Origin of the sequence: uncultured Desulfosarcina sp., assembly GCF_963664155.2 — a bacterium.
GTDB lineage: Bacteria > Desulfobacterota > Desulfobacteria > Desulfobacterales > Desulfosarcinaceae > Desulfosarcina.
This window is the reverse complement of sequence record NZ_CAXXXH010000001.1, coordinates 1,993,673-2,019,377: the sequence shown is the minus strand read 5'-3', so window position 1 is coordinate 2,019,377 and position 25,705 is coordinate 1,993,673. Positions and strand designations below refer to the sequence as shown.

Genomic DNA, 25,705 nt, shown 5'->3' with positions numbered 1-25,705 from the left:
CCACGCGTAAAACTTTCCCTCTGTGATCCCAACCGGCTTGAACAATAGCCAAAAGGCGCTTTTTACCTTGACTTGCCCTGGGTCTTCCACTAATAGTTCCAAACGCCGTTTATTTTTTTATCACGTTTAAATCGAAATCAATTCAGAATTGACGAATGAAACCGACCGTGCCGCTTCATCTTGGCAGAGACGTGGGGCCGAGCGCTGTATAGTGATCACCGAATACCGGGTCTGATAACTGAATGGTTTGCGAAATCCATTGATAGTTTCCAAGATAAATCGTTCCAATGCCTTTGAAAAGACAAGTGGAACCAGTGTGACCATGACCGTACCGTTTTTTTTGAGGTGCGAACGGCTTTTTCATGGACGGCTGGTTCTCTTTTTTTTGCTCTACATTCATCCATAATCAGCATCAGGAGGTGCCAATGGAAAAGGAAAGATCATTTTATCAAAGGTTGAAGGAAAAAGGCGTCTCGCGAAGAGATTTCATGAAGTACTGTACGGCGCTGACGGCAACCATGGGACTGTCATCATCTTTTGTTCCCAAGGTGGCCGAGGTGTTTGCCGCACCGGCACAGCGTCCACCGGTGGTCTGGCTGCATTTCGGCGAATGTACCGGGTGTTCGGAAGCGCTGCTCCGGACCCAGTACCCCTACATTGACGAACTGGTTCTGGAAGTGCTCTCGGTGGAATACCACGAAACCATCATGGCTGCCGCCGGATACCAGGCCGAAGAGCAACTGCACAATGCGATTAAAAAATACGACGGCAAATTCATCTGCATCGTCGAAGGTTCCATCGCCACGAAATTCAACGGCGGATATGGCAAGGTCGCCGGCCGCTCCTTCCTGGAGATTGCCAAAGAGGTCTGCCCCAAGGCTGCCGCCGTTATTTCCATCGGCACCTGCGCCTCATTCGGCGGTATCCCGGCCGCATCTCCCAATCCGGGCGGTTACAAGGGTGTCGGTGACGCGTTAGGTATCAAGACCCTGAACATTCCAGGCTGTCCGCCCAATCCCATTAACCTGGTGGGCACCGTGGTCAACTACCTCCTTTTGGGCAAACTGCCCGATCTGGACGAGAGCGGGCGTCCCCTTTTCGCCTACGGCAAAACCATTCATGACCAGTGCCCCCGTCGCGCCCATTTCGAAAACGAAGAGTTCGTGGAAGAATTCGGCAGCCAAGAGGCCGCCTTGGGTTACTGCCTCTACAAGATGGGATGCCGTGGACCGGAGACCTACAACAACTGCCCGATTGCCAAATTTAACGACGGCACCAGCTGGCCGGTAGAAGCGGGACATCCCTGCATCGGCTGCAGCGAACCGAATTTCTGGGATAAGATGTCCCCGTTCTATGAAGAAATGTAGGCCATCAAAAATTGAAAATACAAGTCCTTAACGAATAAGGGAGGATTGCATAATGGGCAAGCGTGTAGTTGTTGATCCGATTACCAGAATAGAGGGCCACCTTCGCATTGAGGTGGAAGTGGCCGGAGGCAAAGTCGTCAACGCGTGGAGTTCGGGGCAGATGTTCCGCGGTATCGAGCTCATCCTGCTGGGCCGCGACCCGCGGGATGCGCAGCATTTCGTCCAGCGTTCGTGCGGCGTCTGCACCTATGTTCACGCGGTTTCGTCGGTCCGCGCCGTGGATAACGCCATCGGGCTGAAAATACCGAAAAATGCACGCATCATCCGGAATTTGCTTCATGGCGCCCAGTACCAGCATGATCATCTGGTCCATTTTTATCATCTGCACGCCCTGGACTGGGTGGACATCGTCAGCGCGTTGAAGGCGGACCCCAAAAAAACCGCCGCCCTGGCAGACAACGTCAGCAACGACCCAAAGGGCGGTTCCGCCTACTACAAGCAGGTCCAGCAGCGCATCCAGACTTTCGTGGACAGCGGGCAGCTGGGCCCCTTCGCCAACGCCTACTGGGGGCATCCAGCCTACAAGCTGCCGCCGGAAGCCAACCTGATGGCCTGTGCCCATTATATCGAAGCCCTCCGGCTTCAGGCACGAGCGGCCCGCATGCACGCCATCTTCGGCGGCAAGAACCCCCATCCCCAGTCGCTGGTAGTGGGCGGCGTCACCAGCGTAGCGGACATGACAGCCGACCGTATCGCCGAATTTCTCTATCTCACCAAAGAGACCCAGGATTTTATTAAAAACGTCTATATTCCGGACCTTCTGGCGGTCGCCTCCTTCTATAAGGACTGGGGCGCCATCGGCGGAACCACCAATTTCCTGGCCTACGGGGACTTCCCGCAGACCGATGCCGAGCCCGACAGCCTGTATATGCCCCGGGGGATAATTAAAAAACGGGATTTGGCGAACATCGACATGGCTTACGAAGGCAAAGTTACCGAAGAGGTGACCCGCGCCTGGTATGAAGACGGCCCCGCCCTGCATCCCTACAAGGGAGAAACCAAGCCCCTGCAGGAAGATCCCAAGTATCGGCCCGACAGCGGCAAATACACCTGGCTCAAGGCCCCGCGCTACGAAGGCCTTTCCTGTGAAGTGGGGCCGCTGGCCCGCGTGCTGGTCGCATACGGCAAAGGCCACAAGGATATCAAGCCGATCGTGGACGACACCCTTCAAAAATTGGGGATTCCCGCGGGTGCTCTGTTCTCAACCCTGGGCAGAACAGCTGCCAGAGGTCTGGAAACCATCGCTATTGGCGACGCCATGCAGGGCTGGATCATGGATCTGTTGGAAAACATCAAGGGTGGGGATACCCAGACCTACGAGCCCTATGAGATGCCGGAAAGCGCCATGGGCGTGGGACTCAACGATGTGCCCCGCGGCGCGCTGGGCCACTGGATCAAGATCAAGGATGGAAAAATCGGCAACTACCAGTATGTGGTCCCCTCAACCTGGAACTTCGGTCCCCGCGACGAGAAGGGCCAGCTGGGACCGGTGGAGGAATCTCTGATCGGGACACCCATTGCCGATCCCAAACAGCCCTTGGAGGTGCTGCGGACCGTCCACTCCTTCGACCCGTGTATCGCCTGCGCGGTTCATGTGATCGATCCGGACTCCAACGAAGTCTATAAATTCAAAGTTCTCTAATTAAAGAGTCGACAACCGCCCCCTCCCGGGTATGGTCATCCGGGAGGGGGTTTATTTTTCAGCGCTTCATCCTTTTTCACCGGACATGGCAATGGCCTCTACCGGGCATTCGGCCGCACAAAACGAGCAGGCGATACAATCCCTGTGGTTTTTTAAAAAGGGGCGCCGCCGGGTTTCCCGGGTGCCCCGGTCCGATTTCAAATCGATGCAATTGGTGGGGCAAGCCTCCACGCAGATGGTGCAGGCGATGCACAAATCCGGATTGAACTCCGGTTTTGGCCATTTGGACCGGATGCGGATCCGTTCGCAAACCATATCCTCGGGATTCTTCACGCTGGCATGGGGGCACACCCGACCGCAGGCCCCGCAGTCGATGCATATTTTTTCGTCGATGCGATGCCGCTTTTTCCGTTGCCCGGTGATGGCTGCGACCGGGCAGATTTGCTTGCAGACCCCGCAGCCGACGCAGCGGTTGGTTATCCGATAAGCCATGGCCCACCTTTAAGCATCGTCCGACGATACCGTTTCCGATTCATTGCTTTTCCAGGCCCAACTGGGCCAGACAGGTGTCCGTAGGAACGCCGCTGTCCATATCGTACCCCATTTCGCGCCAGTAATAGCGGCGCAGTTTTTCCAGGGGTACGGTCCTTCCCTTGTTGGCTCCTTCCGTCTGGGGCGGGTCGCCCAGGAGCCGTTTGCTGAGGCGGATATCTTTGGGATCGATACCCTGTTTGATGTTAAACAGCTGTTTGACCGTTTGAATCCGGTGGCCGATAACCATGTATTCGTCAGGGGAAAAATCCCATCCAGTGGCCGCGTTGAGCCAATCGAAGACCGGAATCCGGTGGGCGCCCAAAAAGGCGCCGAAAAGGCAGCACCCGGCACCGTTGATGACGTTCATGTACTGGCTGCAGGCGGCTCCCATGATCGCTTTTTCCCGGTTTGCCTGATATTTGCTTCCTTTCAGATAGAATAGGAATGGGTTGGGAAGCTCCGGTATTTTCCGCCACAGCTGGAACATTTCATAGTACATGTAGGCACCGATGGTATGGCGGCCCGGGGTGGCTTCGACCACGTTGTGCAGGGCAAATCCCGGATCGTATCGGCCGTCATGCATACCGGGTTCCTGACCGCCGGCATGAATGGCCATCTTCCCGGCGCCCTTGCCGATTTTTTCGGCCGCCCGTTTTGTGCCGTCGGCCAGCAGGTCGCCGATGCCCTCACGTCTGACCATTTTTTCCACCAGTTGGACGATGGCCTCGGTATTGCCCCAGGTCAACTTCAGGCCATCGGTGTCTGCGGAGGTCAGGATGCCCGTTTCAAAGCACTCGACGGCGAAGGCAACCGTGCCACCCACGGAAATGGTGTCCATGCCGGCACGGTTAAGCAGTTCGTTGAGGTAGTAAATGCTGTCGGTATCTTTGTTGAGGCACAGCCCTCCCAGGGCGATGGTGGATTCGTATTCGGGCCGATGCACCTCGGTTTTGCCATCCGGCGCCAGGCTGATGCCCCCGCAGCCCAGGGGGCAGGAATAGCAGAAATATTTGGCCACCACCGGTCGGGTAAATTCGTCAGGGTCGATGGGCCTGGACGCTTCCAGTCCAAAATCCCGGTTGGAGCCCTTCCAGTTCATCACCGGTGCATCGCCGATTTCGATGGCTATCTGGTTCTGGTTGACGGTACCCCACTTTTCCAGCATAACCTTATAAAGCATGCCGTCTATTTCCATCTGGGTCGGCAGAAACCGCATGAGTGTGCCGAGATAAGCCGTCATGGTGCCGTTTAAAAACGGCGGCTGAAAGGCGACATGCGCATTGCATGACAGGCTCAACGCCTTCATGCGCGGGCGATCGTAGGCGTGAACCCGATGGGCGCCGCACAGGACAACGGCTTTGAGCCCTTTGGCCCCCATGACCGCCCCCAGGCCGCTGCGAGCCGCCAGGCGGCCCCCGTGGTTTACGATGCCGGAGATCAGCGAGCGGCGTTCGCCGGCTATGCCGATGCATGCCACCCGAACCCGTTGCCGCCGGCCGTTTTCCTCAATCAGCAGACGTTCGGTTTCGATGGCGTCCTGGCCCCACAAGTGAGACGCATCCCGAAGTTCCGCCCCTTTGGTGTCTGCGTACAAGTAGACCGGATGGTTGCTCCGGCCGGTAAAGAAAATACCGTCCACGCCGCAGCCCTTGATGCCGGGGGCGAGGTTGCCGCCGCAGTTGGTATCTCCCCAGGTGCCTGTGAGCGGGCTTTTGCCGACCGCCATCCAGCGGCCGGTAAATAGGGATCCGCTCCCGGTCAAAACCCCGGACACGAACCCTAAAATATTATCGGGACCCAGGGGGTCCGCGCCGGGGGGGATCCGTTGGTACAACAGCCAGGATGCCAGTCCCGTTCCGGACAAGAAACGGGTGTATAGACGATCGGGAATGGATTCGGTGGTGATGGTGCCGGTGCTCAGATCGACCCACAACACCTTTCCCATATATGCATGGCCCATAAAAGCCTCCGGGGTAATCAATCCGCTTCAGCAATCGGGACAACCGAAAGGAAAGGTTGGCCTTTACTATTTCATGTTTTGAGTATATTTTCAATATACTATCCAAAATAGGCCCAGCGGCCAGATATCGGAAACCAGGCCGCGGACGGCCACAAACTTGAAAACCGGAGATCGACAATGGCTGCCAGCCGATTCGGCCTGATCTTTTTTTTATCAGCGGCGTTGTTATGGAGTTTTCCCGAACCGGTCAACGCCGGACAGTGGCTCCAGGGCAGCCTTTACCTGACCGATGAAACCGGGCAGCGGATATACGGCGAATATGTCTCTATTTTTCTGACATCCGAAAAGATCCCGGTGCCTCGATACCCGGGAATTGACAAACTGGAACGGCATCGGCGTCTGGACCGGATCAACCAGATGCATTTGGATTTTTATAAATATTTTGCACAATACCGCAATAAACCCGGCTATTTGGTCGCCAATGCCGAATCGTCGGACGATGGAACGTTTGCCTTCCTGAATGTGCCTCCCGGCGACTACTATGTTGTCGTCACCTTTCCGGCTATGATCGGCGGCTATAAAGTGGCCTGGCAGCAGCCGGTCACGGTCGCGGCCGGCCGTATCCGCCATGTAACGCTTGACAGCCACAACCTGGCGCTCCCCACGGATAGAAGGGAATAAGCCTGAAACCTATCGATGATGCCTTGAACCAAGGTCGATTTAGTGTTACCAATGCGGCTTGCCTTGGGTTGAAACATTCGATTACACAGACAGCGGAAGATCCAAAATATGAATTCTGAACATGTTATGATTCTGGGTGTGGGTAATATCCTCTTGAGCGACGAAGGCTTTGGCATCCGGGTGGTTGAGGCGCTTGAGGAACGCTACGATTTTCCGGAGAATGTTTCCGTGATCGATGGCGGTGTTTTAGGGATCAACCTGATGGGAATCATTGCCGAGGCGGACCAGCTCATCGTTGTGGATGTCATCCGCAACAAAGGCAATGCCGGGGATTTGTACCGCATAGACGGCGAGGCGATTCCCGAGCGGATCCGAGCCAAAAATTCCCTGCATCAGATCGATTTTCTCGAATCCCTGACCCTTTGCCAGGCACTGGATAAAGTGCCGGAAACGGTAATCGTCGGCATCGAACCGTTGGATACGGAAACCCTGTCTTTAGAGCTGACGCCCGCCACGGCCGACCGGGTAGACGATGTGATCCATATGGTATTGACCGAACTGGACCGGCTGGGCGTGGCCTACACAGAAAAAGAAGGAGCCTGAACACCTATGTGCCTTGCCATTCCGTCACAAATTATCGCAATTGAAAACAGCATGGCCACCATCGATGTGGAGGGCGTCCGGCGATCGGCCAGCCTGATGCTGCTCGAAGATGCTGCCGTGGGTGACTATGTTATCGTTCACGCCGGATTCGCCATTCAAAAACTGGACGAAGCGGCGGCGGCGGAGTCTATCAAGCTGCTGCGGGAAGCCGCGGTCCTGATGGATGATCTTGAAGCCAAAAAAGGATAGCGTTCAACACGGGTCATGACAGATGCACTTACGGCAAATCGCCTGGAGATCAACGGCATTGTTCAAGGGGTGGGCTTTCGCCCATTCGTCTACCAGTTGGCCAACCACTACGGCCTGAAGGGTGAAGTGGCCAATACCGCAACCGGTGTGTCCCTGATCGTGGAAGGTCCGCCAAACGCCATCCGGCAGTTCATCGACGATCTTCCGGTCAAGAAACCGCCCCTGGCGCACATTGTCGACGTATCGGCCACACCCGTTGCCGTAAATGGTTTTACGGTCTTTTCCATCGTCAAAAGCCGGAGCAGCGCCGCCCGGACGACCCTCATCTCCCCGGATGTGATGGTCTGCGAGGACTGTCTGGCGGAAATGCGCAATCCAGCGGACCGCCGCTTCGGCTATCCGTTCATCAACTGCACCAACTGCGGCCCCCGCTACACCATCATCGACGACGTTCCTTACGACCGCCCCAAAACCAGCATGCGGAATTTTCGCATGTGTGCGCAGTGCCAGGCCGAATATGACGACCCGGATAACCGTCGGTTTCATGCCCAACCCAACGCCTGTCCGGTTTGCGGTCCCCGGGTGGCCTTGTGCGATGCCGGCGGGAAGGCCATCACCACCGACGACCCCATCGCAGAAACGGCCAGACGGATAAGGTCCGGGAACATCGTCGCCGTCAAGGGGCTGGGCGGTTTTCACTTGGTCGTGGATGCCACCCAGGCGGATGCCGTCGCACGTCTTCGGCGGCGAAAGCATCGCGAGGAGAAGCCGCTTGCCCTCATGTGCAGCAGTCCGGACCGCATCCGGGAGATCGCCCGTGTGACGGACGCGGAAGAACGGTTGCTGACGTCCATCCAACGGCCCATCGTTCTGCTGGAAAAGCGCGAACGAACGCATATTGCCGATGCGGTTTCACCTCGTAACCGCTATTTTGGCATCATGCTGCCCTATACGCCCTTGCACCACCTGCTGCTGGACGCCGGTTTTGCCGCCCTGGTGATGACCAGCGCCAATTTGAGCGAAGAACCCATTGCCATCGATAACGCCGAGGCCTTTGTACGACTGGATGGGATTGCCGACGCATTCCTGGCTCACGACCGGGATATTTACCTGCGCAGCGACGACTCCATCGTAAGCTACAGTGCCGGCTGCATGCGTTCCATCAGACGTTCCCGGGGATATGTGCCCGTTCCCGTGTTTTTAAAAGACGATATCCCGCCGGTGCTGGCTTGCGGGGCCGAACTGAAGAACACCGTTTGCCTCACCCGGGGTAAGCAGGCTTTTGTGAGTCAGCATATCGGCGACCTGGAAAATCGGGCCACCGACGATTTTTTCAGGCTCACGGTGGACCATCTCCAACGCATCCTGGACATCGATCCGCAGATCGTGGCCTGCGACCTTCATCCGGATTACCTGAGCACCCGCTATGCGAAGGAACGGGCCGGCAGCATCCCCTGCATCGAGGTTCAGCATCATCATGCCCACATTGCTGCCTGCATGGCCGAAAACAAGGCCGACGGGCCGGTGATCGGGCTCTCCTTCGACGGTACGGGATTGGGGACAGATGGCACCATCTGGGGGGGCGAGGTGCTGGTGGCCCGGTACCACACCTTTACCCGGGCGGCCCATCTGGCGACGGTACCCATGCCCGGCAGCGCCGCCGCCATCAGAGAGCCATGGCGCATGGCCCTCAGTCATCTGAGGAGTGCATTCGGTGAAGATCTGGGGGCTCTCGTGCTGCCCCTGTTCCGGTCGGTCAACCAACAACAGATGAATGTCATCCTGGCGATGATGGACAAACAGATCAACAGCCCGCTCACTTCCAGCCTGGGCCGGCTCTTCGATGCCGTGGCCGCGATCATTGGGCTGCGCGGCAAGGTGGCCTTCGAAGGTCAGGCCGCTATGGAACTGGAGATGATTGCCGACGACACCGCATCGGGCCACTATGATTTTTCCTGGGAAGATCACGGTGACGATCCGATTCTCATTTCGAATGCCCCCATTATTCGTGGTGTGGTCCGGGATGTGAACGCGGGTCTTTCACCGGCAACCGTCAGCGGCCGGTTTCACCAAACGCTGATCATTCTGTTTGACCAGTTGTGCCGTCATTTGCGCACCGCCACCGGCATCGACCGGGTGGCGCTGAGCGGCGGCGTGTTCCAAAACCACCGGTTGTTGGTCGGGCTGACCGCCGCTTTGGAAAAAAGCGGCTTTGACCTGCTCACCCATCGGCTGGTGCCGGCCAACGACGGTGGCCTTTCACTTGGCCAGGCGGTGGTAGCGGCTGCAAAAGTGGCGGCTCCGTAAAACGTTCGATATCTGCGTTACGCTTCATCCCTCGTCATTGCGGCGTACGACAGGTACGCCTCATTCCTTGGGATTTGCAAGCCTTGATCTCGAACTTTTTACGAAGCCGTCGGAAATACGACTTTTTACGCATTCATCAAAAGTAAAAAATCCATAAGGGACGATCCCATATGACCCTGAAACTCAGCCAGGACTTTCACGATCCCCAAATTGCCCGGCATCTGGCCGCGCGCATCACCCGCATCAGCCGCAAACCGGTCCGGTTCATGGAGGTCTGCGGCACCCACACCGTATCTATATTCAGAAGCGGCATTCGCTCCCTGCTGCCGGAGACCATCTCTCTGCTCTCCGGCCCAGGGTGTCCGGTGTGCGTGACGGCGCAGAAAGAAATCGATGCATTCATCGCCCTGGCCCGGGAACCGGAAACCATCGTGGCCACTTTCGGGGATCTGATTCGCGTACCGGGAAGCGGATCCTCCCTGCAGCGCGAAAAGGCCGCCGGCGCCGACGTGCGCATCGTCTACTCCACATTCGATGCTGTGGCGCTGGCCCGCGAGAATCCGGACAAACGGGTGGTCTTTTTGGGGGTGGGCTTTGAAACGACAGCACCGACGGTCGCCGCCGCCATTATTTCCGCTCATCGGGAAAAGCTGGACAACTTTAGCGTGGTCTCGGCCCACAAAACCGTGCCTAGGGCTCTGGAGGCCCTGACGGACGGCGAAATCGACATCGACGGCTTCCTGCTGCCCGGCCATGTGTCCGTGATCATCGGCCTGGACGCCTACCGGCCTTTTTTCGACGCCCACCGGGTGCCCTGTGTCGTCGCCGGTTTCGAACCCTCCGACCTGCTCCACAGTATCGCCATGCTGGTGGACCAGGTGGAATTCCACCGACCCGCTCTGGAAAACGCCTACACCCGTGCGGTATCCGCCGCCGGCAACCCCCGGGCCATGGCGGTGATGAACGCGGTCTTCGAGGTGGCCGACGCCGACTGGCGGGGCATCGGCGCCATTACCGCCAGCGGGTTGGCCATCCGTGAAGAATATGCGGCATTCGATGCCGTCAAGGTTTTCGATATTCAACTCAAGCCGGTCCCGGAGCCCAAAGGCTGTGCCTGTGGCGAGATCCTCACCGGCATGAAAACGCCCCCCCAGTGCCCGCTCTACAAAACCGTGTGCAGCCCAATGGCACCGGTGGGACCCTGCATGGTCTCCAGCGAAGGCACCTGCGCCGCCTACTACCGTTACCACGGAGAGGAATAAGACCCCATGAAACCGGACAAGATCCTTCTGGACCACGGCAGCGGTGGAAAAATTTCCCACGGCTTAACGACTAACCTGTTGCTGCCCACATTCGACAACCCGGCCCTGGCTATGCTCGATGACGGGGCCACCCTGAATGTTCCCGGCGGCCGAATCGCTTTTTCCACGGACACCTATGTAGTTGATCCCATCTTTTTTCCCGGCGGCAGCATCGGGGACTTGGCCATCAACGGTACGGTGAACGATGTGGCCATGTGCGGCGCGACACCGTTGTATCTGAGCGTGGGGATGATCATCGAAGAGGGCTTTCCCATGGCCGACCTGGAGCGGGTGGTGGCGGAAATGGGTCGTGCGGCACGGCTGGCCGGCGTCATGGTCGTCACCGGTGACACCAAGGTGGTGCCCAAAGGGGCGGCGGACAAAATTTTCATCAATACGGCCGGAATCGGCATCATCGCCGAGCACGTCAATGTTTCCGGCGCCAACGCCCGATCCGGGGATGCGGTGATCCTCAGCGGCACCATGGCCGATCACGGCATGACCATTCTCACCCAGCGCCAGGGGCTGACCTTCGAATCGGACGTCGCCAGCGATTCCGCCCCATTGAACCACATGGTGGCAGATATCTTTCGCACCGGTTGCGACGTCCACGTCCTGCGGGATCCCACCCGGGGAGGAGTGGGAACGACCCTCAATGAAATCTCTGGAAAATCAAACATCGGCATTCGAATTTACGAGGACCGCCTGCCCGTCAAGCCTGCCGTCACCGGTATCTGCGAGCTTCTGGGTTTCGATCCGATATACGTGGCCAACGAAGGCAAACTGCTGGCTTTTGTGCCGGTCGATCAGGCCGATCGGGTGCTGACGGCAATTCGGCGCTCCCCCTACGGCAAGGATGCCTGCATCATCGGCGAAACCGTCGACGAGCATCCCGGCCGCGTTTTCATGAAAACCCGTATCGGCGGCGAGCGCATCGTGGACATGCTCACCAGCGAACAACTGCCACGCATATGCTGATTTTTCTGCGACCCGGGCCTACGCGTGAGGCCGTGCTTATTTTTGGAATGCTGGCCGCATTGCTCTGTTCGGCCTGCCAACCGAAACGGGAGCTGCGGTTGTCCGGAAAGACCATGGGAACCACCTACCACATCAAGGTGGTCGCCGGCCTGTTGACTTCCGGCGCTGAGATTCAGAGGCAGATCGACATCCGTCTGGCCGCCATCAACAAGAGCATGTCCACCTATGACTCCTCCAGCGAGATCAGCCGATTCAATGCCATTCAATCGACAGCCGAATCCTTTTCTCCGTCCGATGATTTTCTTCACGTGCTGCAGGTGGCGGCCACATTGCACCGGCTAACCGGCGGGGCATGGGACGGAACCTTGGACCCGCTGGTTAACCTATGGGGGTTCGGCCGAAAGGGGGCGGTCAACCACATTCCAAATGACAGCGAGATTCTGCAGGCCCTTTCCCATGTGGGATTCGACCGGATTCGTCTGGATCCGTCGGGCGCCATCGGCAAGACCGACCCTGCCGTGACCCTGGACCTGGCGTCCATAGCCAAAGGATATGGCGTGGACGAGATCGCCCGGCTGCTGGGCCAAAAGGGGTTTGCGGACTTCCTGGTGGAGATCGGCGGCGAAGTTTACGCCCGCGGCCTGCGCAAGGACGGGAAGCCGTGGCTCGTGGGGATCAACCGCCCGGATAGGGAGGCGGCCTTCAATGATGTCTACCGGGCGATTCCCCTCACGAATCGGGCCATGGCCACCAGTGGCGATTACCGTATTTTTATTCAACTCGCTGATCAATTCTATTCGCATATCATCGATCCGCGAACCGGCCGGCCAGTGGCTAACGGGGTGGTGAGCGCAACGGTGGTGGCAGCCAACTGCACCGTGGCTGACGGTTTGGCCACCGCCCTCATGGTGATGGGACCGGAAAAAGGGGTGGCATTGGTCAACCGCCAGGAATCGGTGGAGTGCCTCATCGTGGCGCGAAAGTCCGACGGTACGCTCATGGACTATCCATCCAGCGGATTCGTGATCAATTGATGGATTCGCCGTCGGAAATCAGGGCGTGGGCAAACCGCCCTTCCAGTTACGGCGGCAATCTCTGGCGAGTCCTCCTCAACCGCATCTTCCCCGCGATGAGTTTTTTGCTTGACAATCCTCATGCAACTAAATAGTTACTTTATAGCTTAATAGTAGCTATATATTAGCCGCGTTGATCAGGCTGCCGGCTCGCCTGCAGATCACCACTGTCATAACCGGGGCCAAGAGTGGTTCCCAAGACGTCTTCTATATGGTGTGAGCATGGGGGAATGACAGTTGACAAGCGCGGTCGCATCATAGTATTTGCGTCAATACCATAACAATACCCATGATATTGATAAGTTACGATTTTAACCGAAGAGATTTCAAGACAACGCGGCCAGGGGGCTTCCCCCGTAACATCCTTGGCGCGGTAATCCAAAGGAGGGTGAAACGTGGAAATTGCCGTATTACTCAAACAGGTTCCGGCTACCGAATCGTTAATTGAGATCGCCGATGGCGGAGCCGCCATCAAGACCGATGGCATCAACTGGGTCATGAATCCCTATGATGAATTGGCCGTGGAAGAGGCCCTTCAGATTCGCGCCGCCGGCGGTGGAACGGTGACCGTTTTCTCGCTGGGACCCGAAAAAGCGGTGGAGGCGTTGCGCACGGCCCTTGCCATGGGCGCGGACACCGCCGTCCGCATCGATCCGCAGGGCAATTCGCTGGACGGATTGGCCACTGCCAAAGTGCTTGCCGGAGAGTTGAAAAAGGGTGCCTACGATCTGATTATCGCCGGCCACCGGGCCGTGGATGACGATAATTTCCAGGTCGGTCCGGCCGTTGCCGAGTTGATGGGCATTCCCCACATCTCCATGGTGATCCGTCAGGAGGTGACAGACGGCAAGATCCGCTGCACCCGGACCATTGACGGGGGCACCCTGGTGCTGGAAACGGCCCTGCCGGCCCTGATCACCACCCAGCGCGGCCTCAACGAGCCCCGTTATGCCAGCCTGCCGGGAATCATGAAAGCCAAGAAAAAACCCATCGATACGCGGGCACTGTCGGAAACCGGCACCAATCCGGGAGAACCCAAGGTCCGGACGATTGCCATGCGGCTGCCACCCCAGCGAAAGGGCGGCCGGATCATCGAGGGTGATAGTGCGGCGGCCAAGGCGGCGGCCCTGGTCAAAGCCCTGCGGGAAGAGGCCAAGGTGATCTGAGCGACGACACCGGCAGCCGTTGTAAATCCAGACACCGCCCGTTGCAGATACCGTTGCACGATCGGGCGTCACTATACAGGGAGAAGAATCATGTCACAGGCAATACTGGCCATCACCGAACAGCTCGACGGTTCTTTTAAAAACGTTTCATTCGAAGTTATTTCCGCCGGCAAAAAAATTGCCGAAAAAACAGGTGGACCGCTTATCGCCGGCGTCATGGGTGCCGGTATCGAGGCCATTGCCGGCCAGGCTGTCGAATACGGGGCCGACCATATCCTGCTCGCCGACCATGAAGGGCTGAAAGACGGCTTGTCCGATGCCTGCATCCAGGCGGCGGCCCAACTGATCGCCAAATCCGAACCGGCCGTGGTGCTGATCGGTGCCACGTCGCAGGGCAAGGACATTGCAGCCCGTCTATCCGCCCGTCTGGACGCCCCGCTGGCCATGGATTGCGTGGATGTCCGCGTCGAAGGCGACCAGGTGGTGGCCACACGCCCCATGTATGGCGGGAAAGTCCTGGCAGAGGTGAGCCTTTCCGGCACGCCGGCCATTGTCGCCATCCGCCCCCGGGCCGTGGAGGCGGTGGCTACTCAGGGTCAAGGCGAGGTTGAAAAGGTGGATATCAATCTGGACGGCACGACCTTGAGCCTCGTTGAAAAGCACATGGAAACCGGAAAGATCGAACTGACCGAAGCCGATGTAGTGGTCACCGGCGGCCGGGGCATGGGCGGGGACGATTTTGCGGTCGTGGAAGCCCTGGCCAACGTCCTGGGTGGGGCCGTGGGTGCCTCCCGCAGCGCCGTGGACGAGGGCTGGCGTGCGGTTTCCGATCAGGTGGGGCAGACCGGCAAAGTCGTGGCACCCAATCTTTACATTGCCTGCGGCGTTTCCGGGGCCATTCAGCACCTGGCCGGCATGGCCTCATCACGCGTGGTGGTGGCCGTCAATAAGGACCCCGAAGCGCCGATCTTCTCCAAATGCGACTTCGGCATTGTAGGGGATCTTTTTGACGTCGTTCCTGCCATAACCGCTGAAATCGAAAAACTGAAAGGGTAGATGAGCTAATTTCAAAACGCCTCCTTTCGGCCACTATCGACCGTGAACGGCGGTTTAAATCCGCGACAACCGCGAATGCATGCCTCCGGTTGAAATGATCGCCCGCCTTGATCGTAACCGAACGTCAACATGTTGAAACCGGCTCAACCCGTTATCGACCGTTTGAGCGTTGAGCGTCGGCATTAAATTTCAAAGGCCTCCCGAAAATATTGGGCGGCCTTTTGACTTTTCACTAGGTTGCTGGTAGATGATGCCGATGCAAGAATCCTTCTATTAATTGAGAATTACGATGGTTTTTTATCCCCTGCGGGGGATCCGGAAATTCTGTTGACCTCCATGCTTCTATATATTGAAAGTCTGGGCTGTGCCCGCAATCAGGTGGACAGTGAAAACATGGCCGGACAACTTCTCCAGGCCGGATGGTCGCTGACCCGGGATCCGGCCGAAGCCGCCGTTATTGTCGTCAACACCTGCAGCTTCGTGGAATCGGCCATCAACGAATCCATCGAAACGATTCTTGAATTGGCCCGATTCAAAAAAAAGGGGCGATGTAAAAGACTGGTGGTGGCCGGCTGCCTGCCGGAGCGCTTTCGCGAAGCCATTGCCGACGCCCTGCCCGAAGTGGACCAGTTTCTGGGTACCGGTGCCTTTACCCGCATCGCCGATGCCGTGACCGGCCCACTGGACGGAGGGGTCTGCCTGCTGCCGGACCCGGACCGCATCGTCGTCGACACAACCGGAGCCCGGGAACGGGGGCAGTCCCATACAGCGTACCTGAAAATTGCCGAAGGATGCAGCCGCCACTGCACTTACTGCATCATTCCCCGGCTGCGGGGCCGCCAGAAAAGCCGGCCCATGGAGCATATCCTGAACGAAGCCCGGGAGCTGGTTGCCGGTGGGGTCAAGGAGCTGAATCTGGTGGCCCAGGACACCACCCATTACGGCCACGACCTGCCCGAACCGGTGAGTTTCGACATCCTGCTGGCCCATCTCGCCGACGTGGCCGGGGATGCCTGGGTTCGATTCTTATACGGCCACCCGGAAAGCATCACCGATAGCGTGATCGAGACCGTTGCCGCCCATCCCAACCTGTGCCCTTACTTCGACCTGCCCGTTCAGCATGCGGCCACCCGCGTATTACAAAAGATGGGTCGAAACTATGAAAAGAAGAAGTTGCTGGATCTGTTTCAGCGTATTCGGTTAACGGTTGCCGGGGCCGCTATCCGGACCACCCTGATTGTCGGTTTTCCCGGAGAAACGGACGCCGACTTTCAGGAACTGATGGATTTCGTTGAAAAGGTCCGTTTCGACCACCTGGGGGTGTTCACATACTCCGACGCCGAGGATCTTCCCTCCCATCGGCTGCCGGGGCATGTATCCAAAAAGGTGGCCCAGTTCCGACACGACACCCTCATGGCGCGGCAGATGGAGATCTCGGCGGACAACCTGACATCCATGATTGGGGAAACCCTGTCGGTGCTGATCGAGGCCTCACCCGAACCCCATTTATACGAGGGCCGATCGATTCTGCAGGCGCCGGAAGTAGACGGCATGACCTTCGTGAGGACGCTGCCAGGCGGGCCCGCGCCATCGGTTGGAGAACTATCATCGGTTACGATAACGGATACCCTGGAGTACGACCTGATCGGAAGGGCGCTATGACCGACCTGAAACAGAAAATCCTGGCCGCCGTGGGTGACGATCTCAAGGCCATCGAACAGGCACTGGCCGAAAACCTGAATCCTTATTTCGATCTGGTATCTCAAGTGGCCGGTCATATCCTGTTTGCCGGCGGAAAGCGATTGCGCCCCCTTTTAATGGTCCTGTGTGCCCGGCTTTGCGGATATTCAGGCAATCACACGGCCCGCTTCTCGACAATCTTTGAATACCTGCACGCCGCCACCCTGCTGCATGACGATCTGATTGACGGGGCGGACATGCGGCGCGGGCGGCAGGTGGCCAACCAGGTATGGGACAACCCCACGGCGGTGCTCACCGGTGACTTTCTTCTGGCCCGGGGGCTCGCCATTGCCGCGGACACGGGTTTGTGCGAGGTGATCCGGACCATTGCCCGGATTACCGAAAACATGTCCCAGGGTGAAATTCGCCAGTTGGAGAAAAAAGGGGATATCACCCTCAGCGAGGACGATTACCTGGAGGTAATCCGCTGCAAGACGGCCGTGCTTTTCGAAGGGGCCTGCCGGACCGGAGCCCTGGTGGCCGATGCCGACGCGGCCAGGGTCCAGGCGCTGACCGACTACGGATATCATCTGGGGTTGGCGTTTCAAATGGCCGATGACCTGCTCGACTACACCCAGGATCTCTCTTCTCTGGGCAAACACGCCGGGGCCGATTTAAGGGAGGGAAAGCTGACCCTTCCGCTGATCCATGCATTGTCCCGGGCCCCCCGGACGGATCGACAATGCATGGTCGCCATCCTCGAGAATCCGAATTTTAGCGGGGCCGAGTTTGCCGCCCTGGTAGAGATGTTGAAAGTTCATGGCGGTATCGCTTATACTGAAGCGCAGGCATCTGCCCACATCCAAAAGGCCAAGACGGCGCTTCAGCCGTTTGGGGATAGTCCCATGAGGGAAGTTCTGACGGACATTGCCGACTATGCGCTGGTTCGAAAAGGATAACCTCGTCATCAACCCAAGACCCACCCGACCATTTCACTCGGATGGACCTGTCCGGTGTTTTCGTTCCGGTATCCGGGCGATCCGTGAGGAAGGAACCTATGTCCGATTATAACGCGATGAAAAAATGGATTAAGCAAATCTGCCTGGCGATTGTTCTGGCACTTGTCGGTACCGGCAGTTACGCGGCAGACAGCCGTGCGGTCAAGCAGTTGAAAGTATTGGGAACGGCCGTCATCCACGAAAAGAATCTGGCCGATGGCAGGCAGAACGCGGTCAATGATGCCCTGGTTGCCGCCGTGGGCCAGGTGGTGATGGAACTGCTCACCGGGGAGACCGTGGTCCAACGATTTCAGCAGATTAACGACAGCATCCTGTCCGAACGGGACAACTACGTTAAGAACTACCGGGTGCTCACCGAATCCGTATCCGGGACCACCGTCAGGGCTCTGGTTCAAGTGGACATTGCCGTCGATCGGGTCAGCCGGGATCTTTCCCGTATGGGCCTCGCTCTGGCCGGTGCCGTTTATCCGAGGATTCTTTTCATGGTGGCGGAAAGAAATGTAACGGATGCTGATTTTACTTACTGGTGGGGGGATCGCCGGCTGCTCAGCCGGACCATCTGTGAAGGGGCAATGGCAGCGACACTTGAGGCAACCGGATTCGAGATTGTCGACCCGCCTGATTTGACATCACCCCTGTCGCTTCCCGTGAATGCACCGGAGGCGGATATGGTGGCCCTGGCAGGACGGCTGGGGGCGGATGTTCTGGTTACCGGGTACGGTACTGCCGCGGGTGCACCCAATACCATGGGAGGGGCCACCAGAGCTTATGAAGCTGTCGTCGATGTTCGGGCGTTTAATGTCCAGACCGGTCAGCCGATGGGTCGGACACGCCAGGAATCTGTGGTTTCCAATCAAGACGAGGTCTTGGGAGGGCGCGAGGCACTGTCCGGAGCGGGGGTATCGGCCGGCAATGACCTGGCCCGGCAGATCATGGCCGTCTGGCAGCAGGAACAGGACCGCAGTGCCGTTATTGACGTGGAGGTCGAGGGCACCGGGGGCCATATCGCCAGCTTTGTCCGCCTGCGCACGGCGATCTCTTCGCTGTCCGGAGTCAATGAACTGAAGATGAAAGCGATGTCGCCCGACCGGGCCGACATGGCCGTCAAATACCAGGGAAGTGCGCGATCCCTGGCCGACGCGCTGCTGCTGCAGACCTTCAGCGGTTTCGGTATCGACATCTTTGAGGTGACACCCAAGACCATCCGCATCCGTCTGGTGAACCCGTGATCCTGAAGTCATGAGCACCGAACGATCGGACAAGGCCATAAACGTCCCCAACATCCTGACGCTGACGCGGATTCTGTTGACGCCGCTGTTCGTCATCCTGTTGCTTCGGAACCAGTTGTCTCTGGCCCTGATCGTCTTCGCCGTGGCCGGTATCAGCGACGGGTTGGATGGCCTCATCGCCCGCTGGTTCAACCAGCGGACCGTCCTCGGGGCCTACCTGGATCCGGTGGCAGACAAAATGATGCTGGTTTCAGCCTTTGTCTGCCTCGCCATTATGGGAATCATCCCGGACTGGCTGGCGGTAATCGTCCTGTCGCGGGACATCCTGATTGTTATCGGCATCGCCATTTTTACCCTGATGAGGAAAAAATTCCAGATCAAACCCAGCCTCGTTAGCAAATGGACCACGGCCGCCCAGACCGTCATGGTGTTTGTTTTTTTGATGGCACCCGGCATGGTCGGACTTTTGACCGTACAACATCTGCTGCTTTGGGCGACTGCTGCACTGACCACCATTTCCGGGCTTCACTACGTTTATATCGGCATGAAAATCCTTCAGTAGGTCGAGAAGAACCGGTGACAAAAAGTGTCTCATTTCCCTTGACACCACTATAATCAGGTGGTATCAGCTTCACTTCATGTAGGCGCGTAGCTCAGGGGGAGAGCGCTTCCCTGACACGGAAGAGGTCGTTGGTTCAAATCCAATCGCGCCTACCACTTACGAGCAAAAAAGACCGACCATACAAGCTTTTGTATGGTCGGTCTTTTTTTTGTGGGGTCAGAGGCAATTCGAGACCTTATTTTTCGGGTACGAAATAAAGGTGCGGGGTAGATCTCCCGGCCGACGTCCGCCGGCAGCCCAGGCCGCTGGTAAGATAGCCGGCCGCAGTCGACCGGGAAAAGGAATTTTCTTATTTCCCCGCCGTCGCCATCCGACCGATCAACCCGTCTTTCCGGGCGCTGCCCCGCGTTGTCCCGTGGTAATAGGCCGCTGCCGTGACCGTCATTGTTCCCAATGATCCGACCAGTGAATAAACGATCGCTTTATTGCCATCCGGAACCTCGACATTGAATAGGCCCAAAAGAGTTGCACCGAAAATTAAAAAAAGAATAATCGCGATCGCGCCGGGCATCTTATCCTTGACCTCGATCTCACGATGGCGGGCCGAGGCAGCGTCATCATAGGCCAGCTTTTCAAGATCGATGTCCAGGCGCTTCATCTCAAGTTTGAACTGCTGATCGGCGGCCTTGATTTTCTGGAGCACCTCCGGCGATGCGGCCGTCATGGCCGCGTTGAGCTGCTCATCGATGTCCTGGTCGGGATCCTGGTCGGGACCCAGGAGCGTATCGGCCAGCACTTTGGTGGCCATGCCGGCCAGGGGAGTCCCGAACACCGAGGCGATGCCCGGGGCCACGGTCCGCACCAATTGTTTCCAGTCGAATGCCATCGGTCGTCTCTCCTTGATTAAAAATGCTCATAAATGGTTAGATGGGCCAGATTGATTCCGATCATCTCCGCCATGAATGCCTTGAACGTGTCCCCCGAATTAAGGACCGCCCTATCACCTGACAGCTTTCCATAATGCTGCGCCAGTATGATGCAGCCCTCGGTGTCAATGACTTTGTTGCCTGGATGGCACAGGACCTTGGAACGGCCCGGAACATCGCAAATTTCGAATGTCTCGCCGAACCTGGGTGAAACAACCCGTTTCATCTCATATTGTTGGGCAGGAATTGACGACCGGTTCCGTTCATTTTCCAGATCCGCCGGTTCAAGGGTGACACAGAAAACCTGTTTGTTGATCCGCCAAACCCCAAACGTTCCGAATCTGAAATTTTCCTCCAGGCGAATTAATTCGATGATTGGTATCATGGCTTAGCCCCCTTTTGCTGACTTGAAGGCCGCTTTGACTCCCTCTTTCAGGAGCCAGATCCCGCCGCCCACGCCGGATGCGACAATCAACCACGCGATGCCCTGGCCCATCTTGTCTACGCGGGAAATGAACCGTTTTAGCGCCCTGTTGTTTTGTCGCATCACTTCGATTCCCCTTGCATAGTCGCCGCCGCCCAGATCCCTTACCATGCCCATCAGATGAGGAACTTCTGTCTGTGCATCTGATGGTAAATGGCAAAGACAATTATTGTTTTTCAGGCCAGCCGCCAGCGCCTGGGACACCACTTCGCCGATGGACTTTTTATCGTCTTCAGTCAACATGGTTCGATTTTCCTGTTCAATTTCAATCATCGAACAAACGTTTAAACCACCGGATTATTCGCTCTATGATCGTTCGATAACGATCTGCCCAGGAGGGTCCGGAGCGACAAGGTCAAAGGTGACTCCCTCCATTTTCGACATCGAGCTTTCATTGCCGGCAGAATCCTTGGCAGTGATTCCGATGTTATAGATTCCATCTCTGGTGGTCATGCCGTCCAGGGTGGAAAGATCGATGCTGGTAACGTTTCCCAGATCCCAGGAAGGCGAATCATACCCGACCGCGTTCGGCGCTTCCTCCATGTAAAGCCGATATCCGGAGACGTCCGGAGATCCGCTCGGCGGAAATGACAAGGTGACAGTTTTGACTTTCATTTTCATGGCTCCTTTGTGATTGTTGGTATTCCTGCAGGCGCGACGTGGCCATAAACCCACCATCCGCGAGGTTTCCCGTCAACGGATGCCCTTTCAGGGTCGGTTGATTCCGTCCATTCCGAACAGGGAGGATTCATCAAATCGTTGCAGGCCCGGACCATAAACACATAATGCCCCGACCGCGGGATTTGAATCGCGATCCGGTTTGTCTCGGTTTTTCCCAAATTGGTTTCATAATCATGATCGACGCTGTAAATTTTCGCCTCATAATAGGTCGCCCCTTCCACGACATCCCAGGAGGCGGTGATGGCTTTGTCGGTGGTGCCGCGATAGGTGAAATAATCCATCCCCGACCAATCGCCGCCGGAGGCAAACCATGCGAAACTCGAAAGCATCGCTGACAAAGATAGAGCTGTGAATGTCTTCATATTTCCGTCTTTTCTCAGGTTTGATTGATCTATCGTTCCTTCAGGGTATTGCCTCTTCTTCGTTCTGATAGAATTTAACCCATAAGTGTTCCGCCGGGTCGCCGGCGTCGTAGACGGTTTCAAGCAATTTTTCGACTGCCGCTTCGAGCCCTGCATCCCGGCCCTGATCTTTCGGGTGACGGGTGGCGGTACCGCCTTCGTCCCGATAATAATCCACAGCGGCGGCACATTTGAACTCGTTGACATATTCATCCCGGATCGTTGTGTATTCGGATTCCCATCCACCATCGGAAACTCGTTGCGTTTCTATACGGCGACAAAAAATCGCATAAAGTTGGAGAAAAATTTTATCCGAATAAAAGCAGGTCACAAACTGTTTAAAATCGCGGATCACGTATCGGTCATCGACCTGATACGGTTGATATTCGACGTTTACCAGATGGTCGTGTTCAAAATGGTAGTAATCCTTTCTGAGTGCGACATCTCCGATTGGAGTAACAAAGCGGTATTTATATTCGGTCGTTGAAATGCGGTCGTAAAAACAATCACCTTCCTCGTATTTCAAAATCGAGGTTCCGTCGCTGTCCACTTCATGTTGAAGCCGGCATTCCTGCGTTCCCCATTCCGGTTTATTGATCGGATTCAAATAATATGAATAAACTCCCCAGGGGCGAGAGTCGTTAGGTTCCTCATGAACAGCGGGCATTCTGGTTTCTGTTCGCTTGGATCCCCCGCTTTCCATCAGAAGAGAACAGGGGTCAACAAATCCCTGACATTCAAGCCATGCGTAAACATACCATTCATGGGTATTGAGCAGATCATATGAGCTGATTCCCTGATTCTCGTATCCCTCACCCTCACCATCAGGACATACCAGGTAGTCGATTCCCCACACATAATCGGTAGGCAATTCGGCGGAAGCAACAGATGGAGACCATATCGACTGGATCTCGATAGTATCCAATGCCGCTAAAAAATCCTTGACCTGATTCCAGGAAAGCGGCCATTCCAGCCCGTCAAAATCGTCATGCCGCGCATAATCGCCCAGGGTGACATCCCAGATAATCACGGATCTGAGGTTCCAGTCGTTATAGGGCGGGATCCCGGTCTGGGTGTTGATGACGACATAAGGACCGCCTTCGCAGGGTTTCGGGTTGTTCTTGAACCCGATCACCTTGACCTGTCCGGTCGTTTTATAGGGCTCCCATCTGACCAGAACATGGTCGCCGTTCTCGAAGGCCTCGCCGTTACAGTTCATGTACTCGATGGGAACGTTATCGAAATGCGTTTGGTGGTTGATGTCCAGGTTCTGGATGCCCGACCAGCACCCATCGAGGTTGACCGAACAGGTCGAGTTTTCCTGATCGACGTTGGAGACCACGCCGTATCGAAAGGTCGGTCGCCATTTCTGAATGGCCGGCATGATTGCAAAATTGCGCATGGCGTCTGCCACCGGCAGGGTCAGAAACGGAGTCGCCTGGCCATCCCGGACCTTTTCAAAAACGGATTTGTCCACATACCCGGGCCTGATGTTGATTCCGTTTTGGTATTCGGCGCCAGGTTCGATCGTCCCGACGATCCCGGAAAGGTTATGCGTGTAATCCGCGCACCATGCCTCGGTTTGGAAATCCGCGTCCCTGGCTTCCGTAATTGCCGCGATCCGTTTCTCCACGCCCGCTTTTCTCATCTTTAAAGTTGCGATTTCCTTCGGGTCCGTCGTTTTGGCCAGAACCCCAACGAGAAAACCAAGAACCGCGTTAAACCGGGCAAGCATCAGGTCCGCCGTGGCCGTATCGTGGAGCACCTTGACGGTATAAAGCCCTTCGCCGGCTTCGCTGATGATTTCCGCTTTTCCCATTCAGGCCTGGGCCTCCGCGACTTCCATGTATTGGAAATCCGGTGAGATGATGCAGGTGATGGTCCCGACCGTGATTTCATGAGGACCGTAGGTCGCCACATCCCCGGGACGCAGGTAAAAATCGGGGTTCGCGCAGCGGAACTGCATGCGCCCGTCAGCCAGTAAAGTCTCGCGCGTAACGTTTTCCAAAGCCACACGATTCGACGGATATTCCCGCGTATCGTACCCGACCAGCGTGGTGCTTTGGCTCAACCCGCCGCGATCGTAACGATGGGAGTAATATTTTGCCCGCAGCAATTCCTCTCGCAGCGATTCCACGCCGCCGATGAACCCGGACATCTCAACCACGATCTGACCATTTTGACGCGCGACAATCGCCTCTGCTTCGGTCGGGTCATATTTCAACACGACCGACAGGTAAGAAGGTTCGCCGTTTCTCATCCGGAACTGGAGCGACTTCAATCCGGAAAGCTGGTGATCCGCAAGGCCGTCCGGTCCGCCGGTCAACCGGGCAAAGTACCGATAGACGACGTGATCCGCATTGGCTTTGAGCCACCGGGTAAAATCCGTACCGCCAATGTCATCCGAAAATGCGATCATCGCCGCAAAGGATCGGTCGAAGGATTTGCGGTATTCGACGGTGGCAGAAAATCCGATTCCTGCCGTGAACCCTACGTTCCGGACGGCAACACTGCCATGAATTTCGGCAGAAAATCCAATCCCGACGGAAATACCCATATCCGATAGGTTGAACGCATCCACGAATGCGCTGAATCCGATCGTGCTCGGTTCCACCTCGTTAAAATCCGGATCATAATCCCAGGCATAGAACCCGGTTGGCGGGGTATACGTAAGGCTGGCTTCCGAGAATTTCCCCGCCTGCTCCGCCGTACTGTAGTAACTTTGACCGGCCAGACTCAGCAGACCGGTGATCCCGGTAAACGCCGGGTTCAGGTCGTTGGCCGGATCTCCCGATCCCTGCCACACGCCGTTTTTAGAAAACCAGGCCCTGCCGTTGGTTGCATCCAGCGCGATCCCGATGATATCGCCGGTGGTCCATGAATCACCGAACGATGATTTCACGTTCGCATGATCGGACTGGCCTGTGGACAGGTAACCCCACCCGTAGGCGTCATAACCGATTTGTTGTGTCTGGACCGGCCATTGTTCATTGATCACGCCGACAGAATCCGCGATCCCGCCGGCGACGATTTCGATCTCCCAATACCATTTGGCATCCGAAACCTGCCGGGTTCCCGCGCAGGTCGTCACGCCGTTGGTCCCGGTACGATCGAAGGTCAACCCGTTATTGGTGACCAGCGCCTTTGCTGAACATCGCGACGCGGACCACATGTTCAAGGCGTTCATGTCCTCGAACGCCTTGAACCCGGACGGCGGTGAATAGTCGAAATCGGCGTTGTCGAAATGCGCGTCGAGGATGGCTCCCAGATCCTGCGAATAGGCCGCCGGCCGGAATCCGCCGGCAAACCCGGAAAAGGCCTCGCCCGTGCCGGCCGCCGGGTCCCCCGAATTCATCCAGGTGCCGTTCTTGGAAAACCAGATCTTGCCGGCGTCCATATCCAGGGCGATGCCGATGACATCGCCATTGGTGCTGGACGGGCCATACGCGGAGCTGCTGTTGGAATTGTAAATCAGGCCGGAAGAGACATTCAGGCCCCAGGATTGGGAGTCATAGCCGAGGGGTTGTTCGGTGATCGCGTAGGATGGGCTGACGACACCGATAATCGTTTGCGTGCTGACAACATTCAGGACGATCTCCCAATACCATTTTCCGAAATCGATCTTGGCCAGGGCCAGGGCATTGGCGCCGGCATACGCCGTCAGATGATGCTCCAGCGTCAACCCGCCATTGGTGATCGTCCAATATTGGGTTTTATAGGTTGGGTGCCATTGAAAAAAAGACATG

Annotated in this window: 24 protein-coding genes and 1 tRNA gene; 16 read left to right on the top strand and 9 right to left on the bottom strand. The window is 56.9% G+C overall.

Features of this window, described 5'->3' with window-relative positions:
* Nucleotides 1–425: 425 nt before the first annotated feature.
* Entirely contained in the window at nt 426–1,367 is a 942-nt protein-coding gene (locus tag ACHZBS_RS09235) for a hydrogenase small subunit (protein ID WP_319406208.1), read from the top strand.
* A 52-nt stretch (nt 1,368–1,419) separates the two neighbouring features.
* Complete coding sequence (locus ACHZBS_RS09230; RefSeq protein ID WP_319406207.1) at nt 1,420–3,069, top strand: nickel-dependent hydrogenase large subunit; 1,650 nt, start codon at nt 1,420–1,422, stop codon at nt 3,067–3,069.
* A gap of 66 nt (nt 3,070–3,135) precedes the next feature.
* Here ACHZBS_RS09230 and ACHZBS_RS09225 read toward each other — a convergent pair whose 3' ends face one another.
* Both ACHZBS_RS09225 and ACHZBS_RS09220 read right to left on the bottom strand, forming a co-directional pair.
* Nucleotides 3,136–3,561 (bottom strand): 4Fe-4S binding protein, encoded by a 426-nt coding sequence (locus tag ACHZBS_RS09225; protein ID WP_319406206.1) that lies wholly within the window; start codon nt 3,559–3,561, stop codon nt 3,136–3,138.
* A 40-nt stretch (nt 3,562–3,601) separates the two neighbouring features.
* Complete coding sequence (locus ACHZBS_RS09220; RefSeq protein WP_319406205.1) at nt 3,602–5,563, bottom strand: aldehyde ferredoxin oxidoreductase family protein; 1,962 nt, start codon at nt 5,561–5,563, stop codon at nt 3,602–3,604.
* Between the two features lie 177 nt (nt 5,564–5,740).
* On the opposite strand from ACHZBS_RS09220, the gene ACHZBS_RS09215 reads away from it, so the two are divergent.
* The 14 genes from ACHZBS_RS09215 (at nt 5,741) to ACHZBS_RS09150 (ending at nt 19,622) form a co-directional block, all read left to right on the top strand.
* On the top strand, nt 5,741–6,244 hold the full coding sequence (locus ACHZBS_RS09215) for a carboxypeptidase-like regulatory domain-containing protein (RefSeq protein ID WP_319406204.1): 504 nt from the start codon (nt 5,741–5,743) through the stop codon (nt 6,242–6,244).
* Between the two features lie 108 nt (nt 6,245–6,352).
* Entirely contained in the window at nt 6,353–6,847 is a 495-nt protein-coding gene (locus ACHZBS_RS09210) for a HyaD/HybD family hydrogenase maturation endopeptidase (protein WP_319406203.1), read from the top strand.
* A gap of 6 nt (nt 6,848–6,853) precedes the next feature.
* Nucleotides 6,854–7,096: a HypC/HybG/HupF family hydrogenase formation chaperone gene (locus ACHZBS_RS09205; RefSeq protein ID WP_319406202.1), complete on the top strand. Its 243-nt coding sequence runs from the start codon at nt 6,854–6,856 to the stop codon at nt 7,094–7,096.
* Between the two features lie 15 nt (nt 7,097–7,111).
* Nucleotides 7,112–9,403 (top strand): carbamoyltransferase HypF, encoded by a 2,292-nt coding sequence (hypF, locus tag ACHZBS_RS09200; protein WP_319406201.1) that lies wholly within the window; start codon nt 7,112–7,114, stop codon nt 9,401–9,403.
* A 170-nt stretch (nt 9,404–9,573) separates the two neighbouring features.
* Complete coding sequence (gene hypD / locus ACHZBS_RS09195; protein ID WP_319406200.1) at nt 9,574–10,665, top strand: hydrogenase formation protein HypD; 1,092 nt, start codon at nt 9,574–9,576, stop codon at nt 10,663–10,665.
* Between the two features lie 6 nt (nt 10,666–10,671).
* The gene (gene hypE / locus ACHZBS_RS09190; protein WP_319406199.1) at nt 10,672–11,682 is read left to right on the top strand and encodes a hydrogenase expression/formation protein HypE; all 1,011 of its coding nucleotides are present in this window, start codon (nt 10,672–10,674) and stop codon (nt 11,680–11,682) included.
* 32 nt (nt 11,683–11,714) lie between these two features.
* Nucleotides 11,715–12,716 (top strand): FAD:protein FMN transferase, encoded by a 1,002-nt coding sequence (locus ACHZBS_RS09185; protein WP_319406198.1) that lies wholly within the window; start codon nt 11,715–11,717, stop codon nt 12,714–12,716.
* A 434-nt stretch (nt 12,717–13,150) separates the two neighbouring features.
* Entirely contained in the window at nt 13,151–13,921 is a 771-nt protein-coding gene (locus tag ACHZBS_RS09180) for an electron transfer flavoprotein subunit beta/FixA family protein (protein WP_319406197.1), read from the top strand.
* Between the two features lie 90 nt (nt 13,922–14,011).
* Entirely contained in the window at nt 14,012–14,977 is a 966-nt protein-coding gene (locus tag ACHZBS_RS09175; protein ID WP_319406196.1) for an electron transfer flavoprotein subunit alpha/FixB family protein, read from the top strand.
* A gap of 336 nt (nt 14,978–15,313) precedes the next feature.
* The gene (gene rimO, locus ACHZBS_RS09170; RefSeq protein WP_319406195.1) at nt 15,314–16,639 is read left to right on the top strand and encodes a 30S ribosomal protein S12 methylthiotransferase RimO; all 1,326 of its coding nucleotides are present in this window, start codon (nt 15,314–15,316) and stop codon (nt 16,637–16,639) included.
* The gene (locus ACHZBS_RS09165) at nt 16,636–17,616 is read left to right on the top strand and encodes a polyprenyl synthetase family protein (RefSeq protein WP_319406194.1); all 981 of its coding nucleotides are present in this window, start codon (nt 16,636–16,638) and stop codon (nt 17,614–17,616) included. The genes rimO and ACHZBS_RS09165 overlap by 4 nt, the downstream gene beginning before the upstream one ends.
* 98 nt (nt 17,617–17,714) lie before the next feature.
* Complete coding sequence (locus ACHZBS_RS09160; protein WP_319406193.1) at nt 17,715–18,905, top strand: hypothetical protein; 1,191 nt, start codon at nt 17,715–17,717, stop codon at nt 18,903–18,905.
* 10 nt (nt 18,906–18,915) lie between these two features.
* Complete coding sequence (locus ACHZBS_RS09155) at nt 18,916–19,467, top strand: CDP-alcohol phosphatidyltransferase family protein (protein ID WP_319406192.1); 552 nt, start codon at nt 18,916–18,918, stop codon at nt 19,465–19,467.
* Nucleotides 19,468–19,547: 80 nt separating this feature from the next.
* Nucleotides 19,548–19,622: transfer RNA gene (locus tag ACHZBS_RS09150), tRNA-Val, on the top strand.
* A gap of 194 nt (nt 19,623–19,816) precedes the next feature.
* Here the strand turns inward: ACHZBS_RS09150 and ACHZBS_RS09145 are convergent.
* From ACHZBS_RS09145 to ACHZBS_RS09115, 7 genes are all read right to left on the bottom strand, one after another.
* On the bottom strand, nt 19,817–20,353 hold the full coding sequence (locus ACHZBS_RS09145; RefSeq protein WP_319406191.1) for a hypothetical protein: 537 nt from the start codon (nt 20,351–20,353) through the stop codon (nt 19,817–19,819).
* A gap of 17 nt (nt 20,354–20,370) precedes the next feature.
* Nucleotides 20,371–20,778: a DUF5675 family protein gene (locus ACHZBS_RS09140; protein ID WP_319406190.1), complete on the bottom strand. Its 408-nt coding sequence runs from the start codon at nt 20,776–20,778 to the stop codon at nt 20,371–20,373.
* Nucleotides 20,779–20,781: 3 nt separating this feature from the next.
* A complete protein-coding gene (locus ACHZBS_RS09135; RefSeq protein WP_319406189.1) occupies nt 20,782–21,120 on the bottom strand; it encodes a hypothetical protein in 339 nt (112 codons plus the stop codon).
* 63 nt (nt 21,121–21,183) lie between these two features.
* Nucleotides 21,184–21,492 carry a hypothetical protein gene (locus ACHZBS_RS09130; protein ID WP_319406188.1) on the bottom strand — a complete coding sequence of 103 codons (309 nt, stop codon included), beginning with the start codon at nt 21,490–21,492 and terminating at the stop codon, nt 21,184–21,186.
* 2 nt (nt 21,493–21,494) lie between these two features.
* Entirely contained in the window at nt 21,495–21,920 is a 426-nt protein-coding gene (locus ACHZBS_RS09125) for a hypothetical protein (protein WP_319406187.1), read from the bottom strand.
* 40 nt (nt 21,921–21,960) lie between these two features.
* A complete protein-coding gene (locus ACHZBS_RS09120; RefSeq protein ID WP_319406186.1) occupies nt 21,961–23,778 on the bottom strand; it encodes a hypothetical protein in 1,818 nt (605 codons plus the stop codon).
* Nucleotides 23,779–25,704 carry an SPRY domain-containing protein gene (locus ACHZBS_RS09115; protein WP_319406185.1) on the bottom strand — a complete coding sequence of 642 codons (1,926 nt, stop codon included), beginning with the start codon at nt 25,702–25,704 and terminating at the stop codon, nt 23,779–23,781. It lies immediately after the preceding gene.
* Between the last annotated feature and the right edge of the window lies 1 nt (nt 25,705).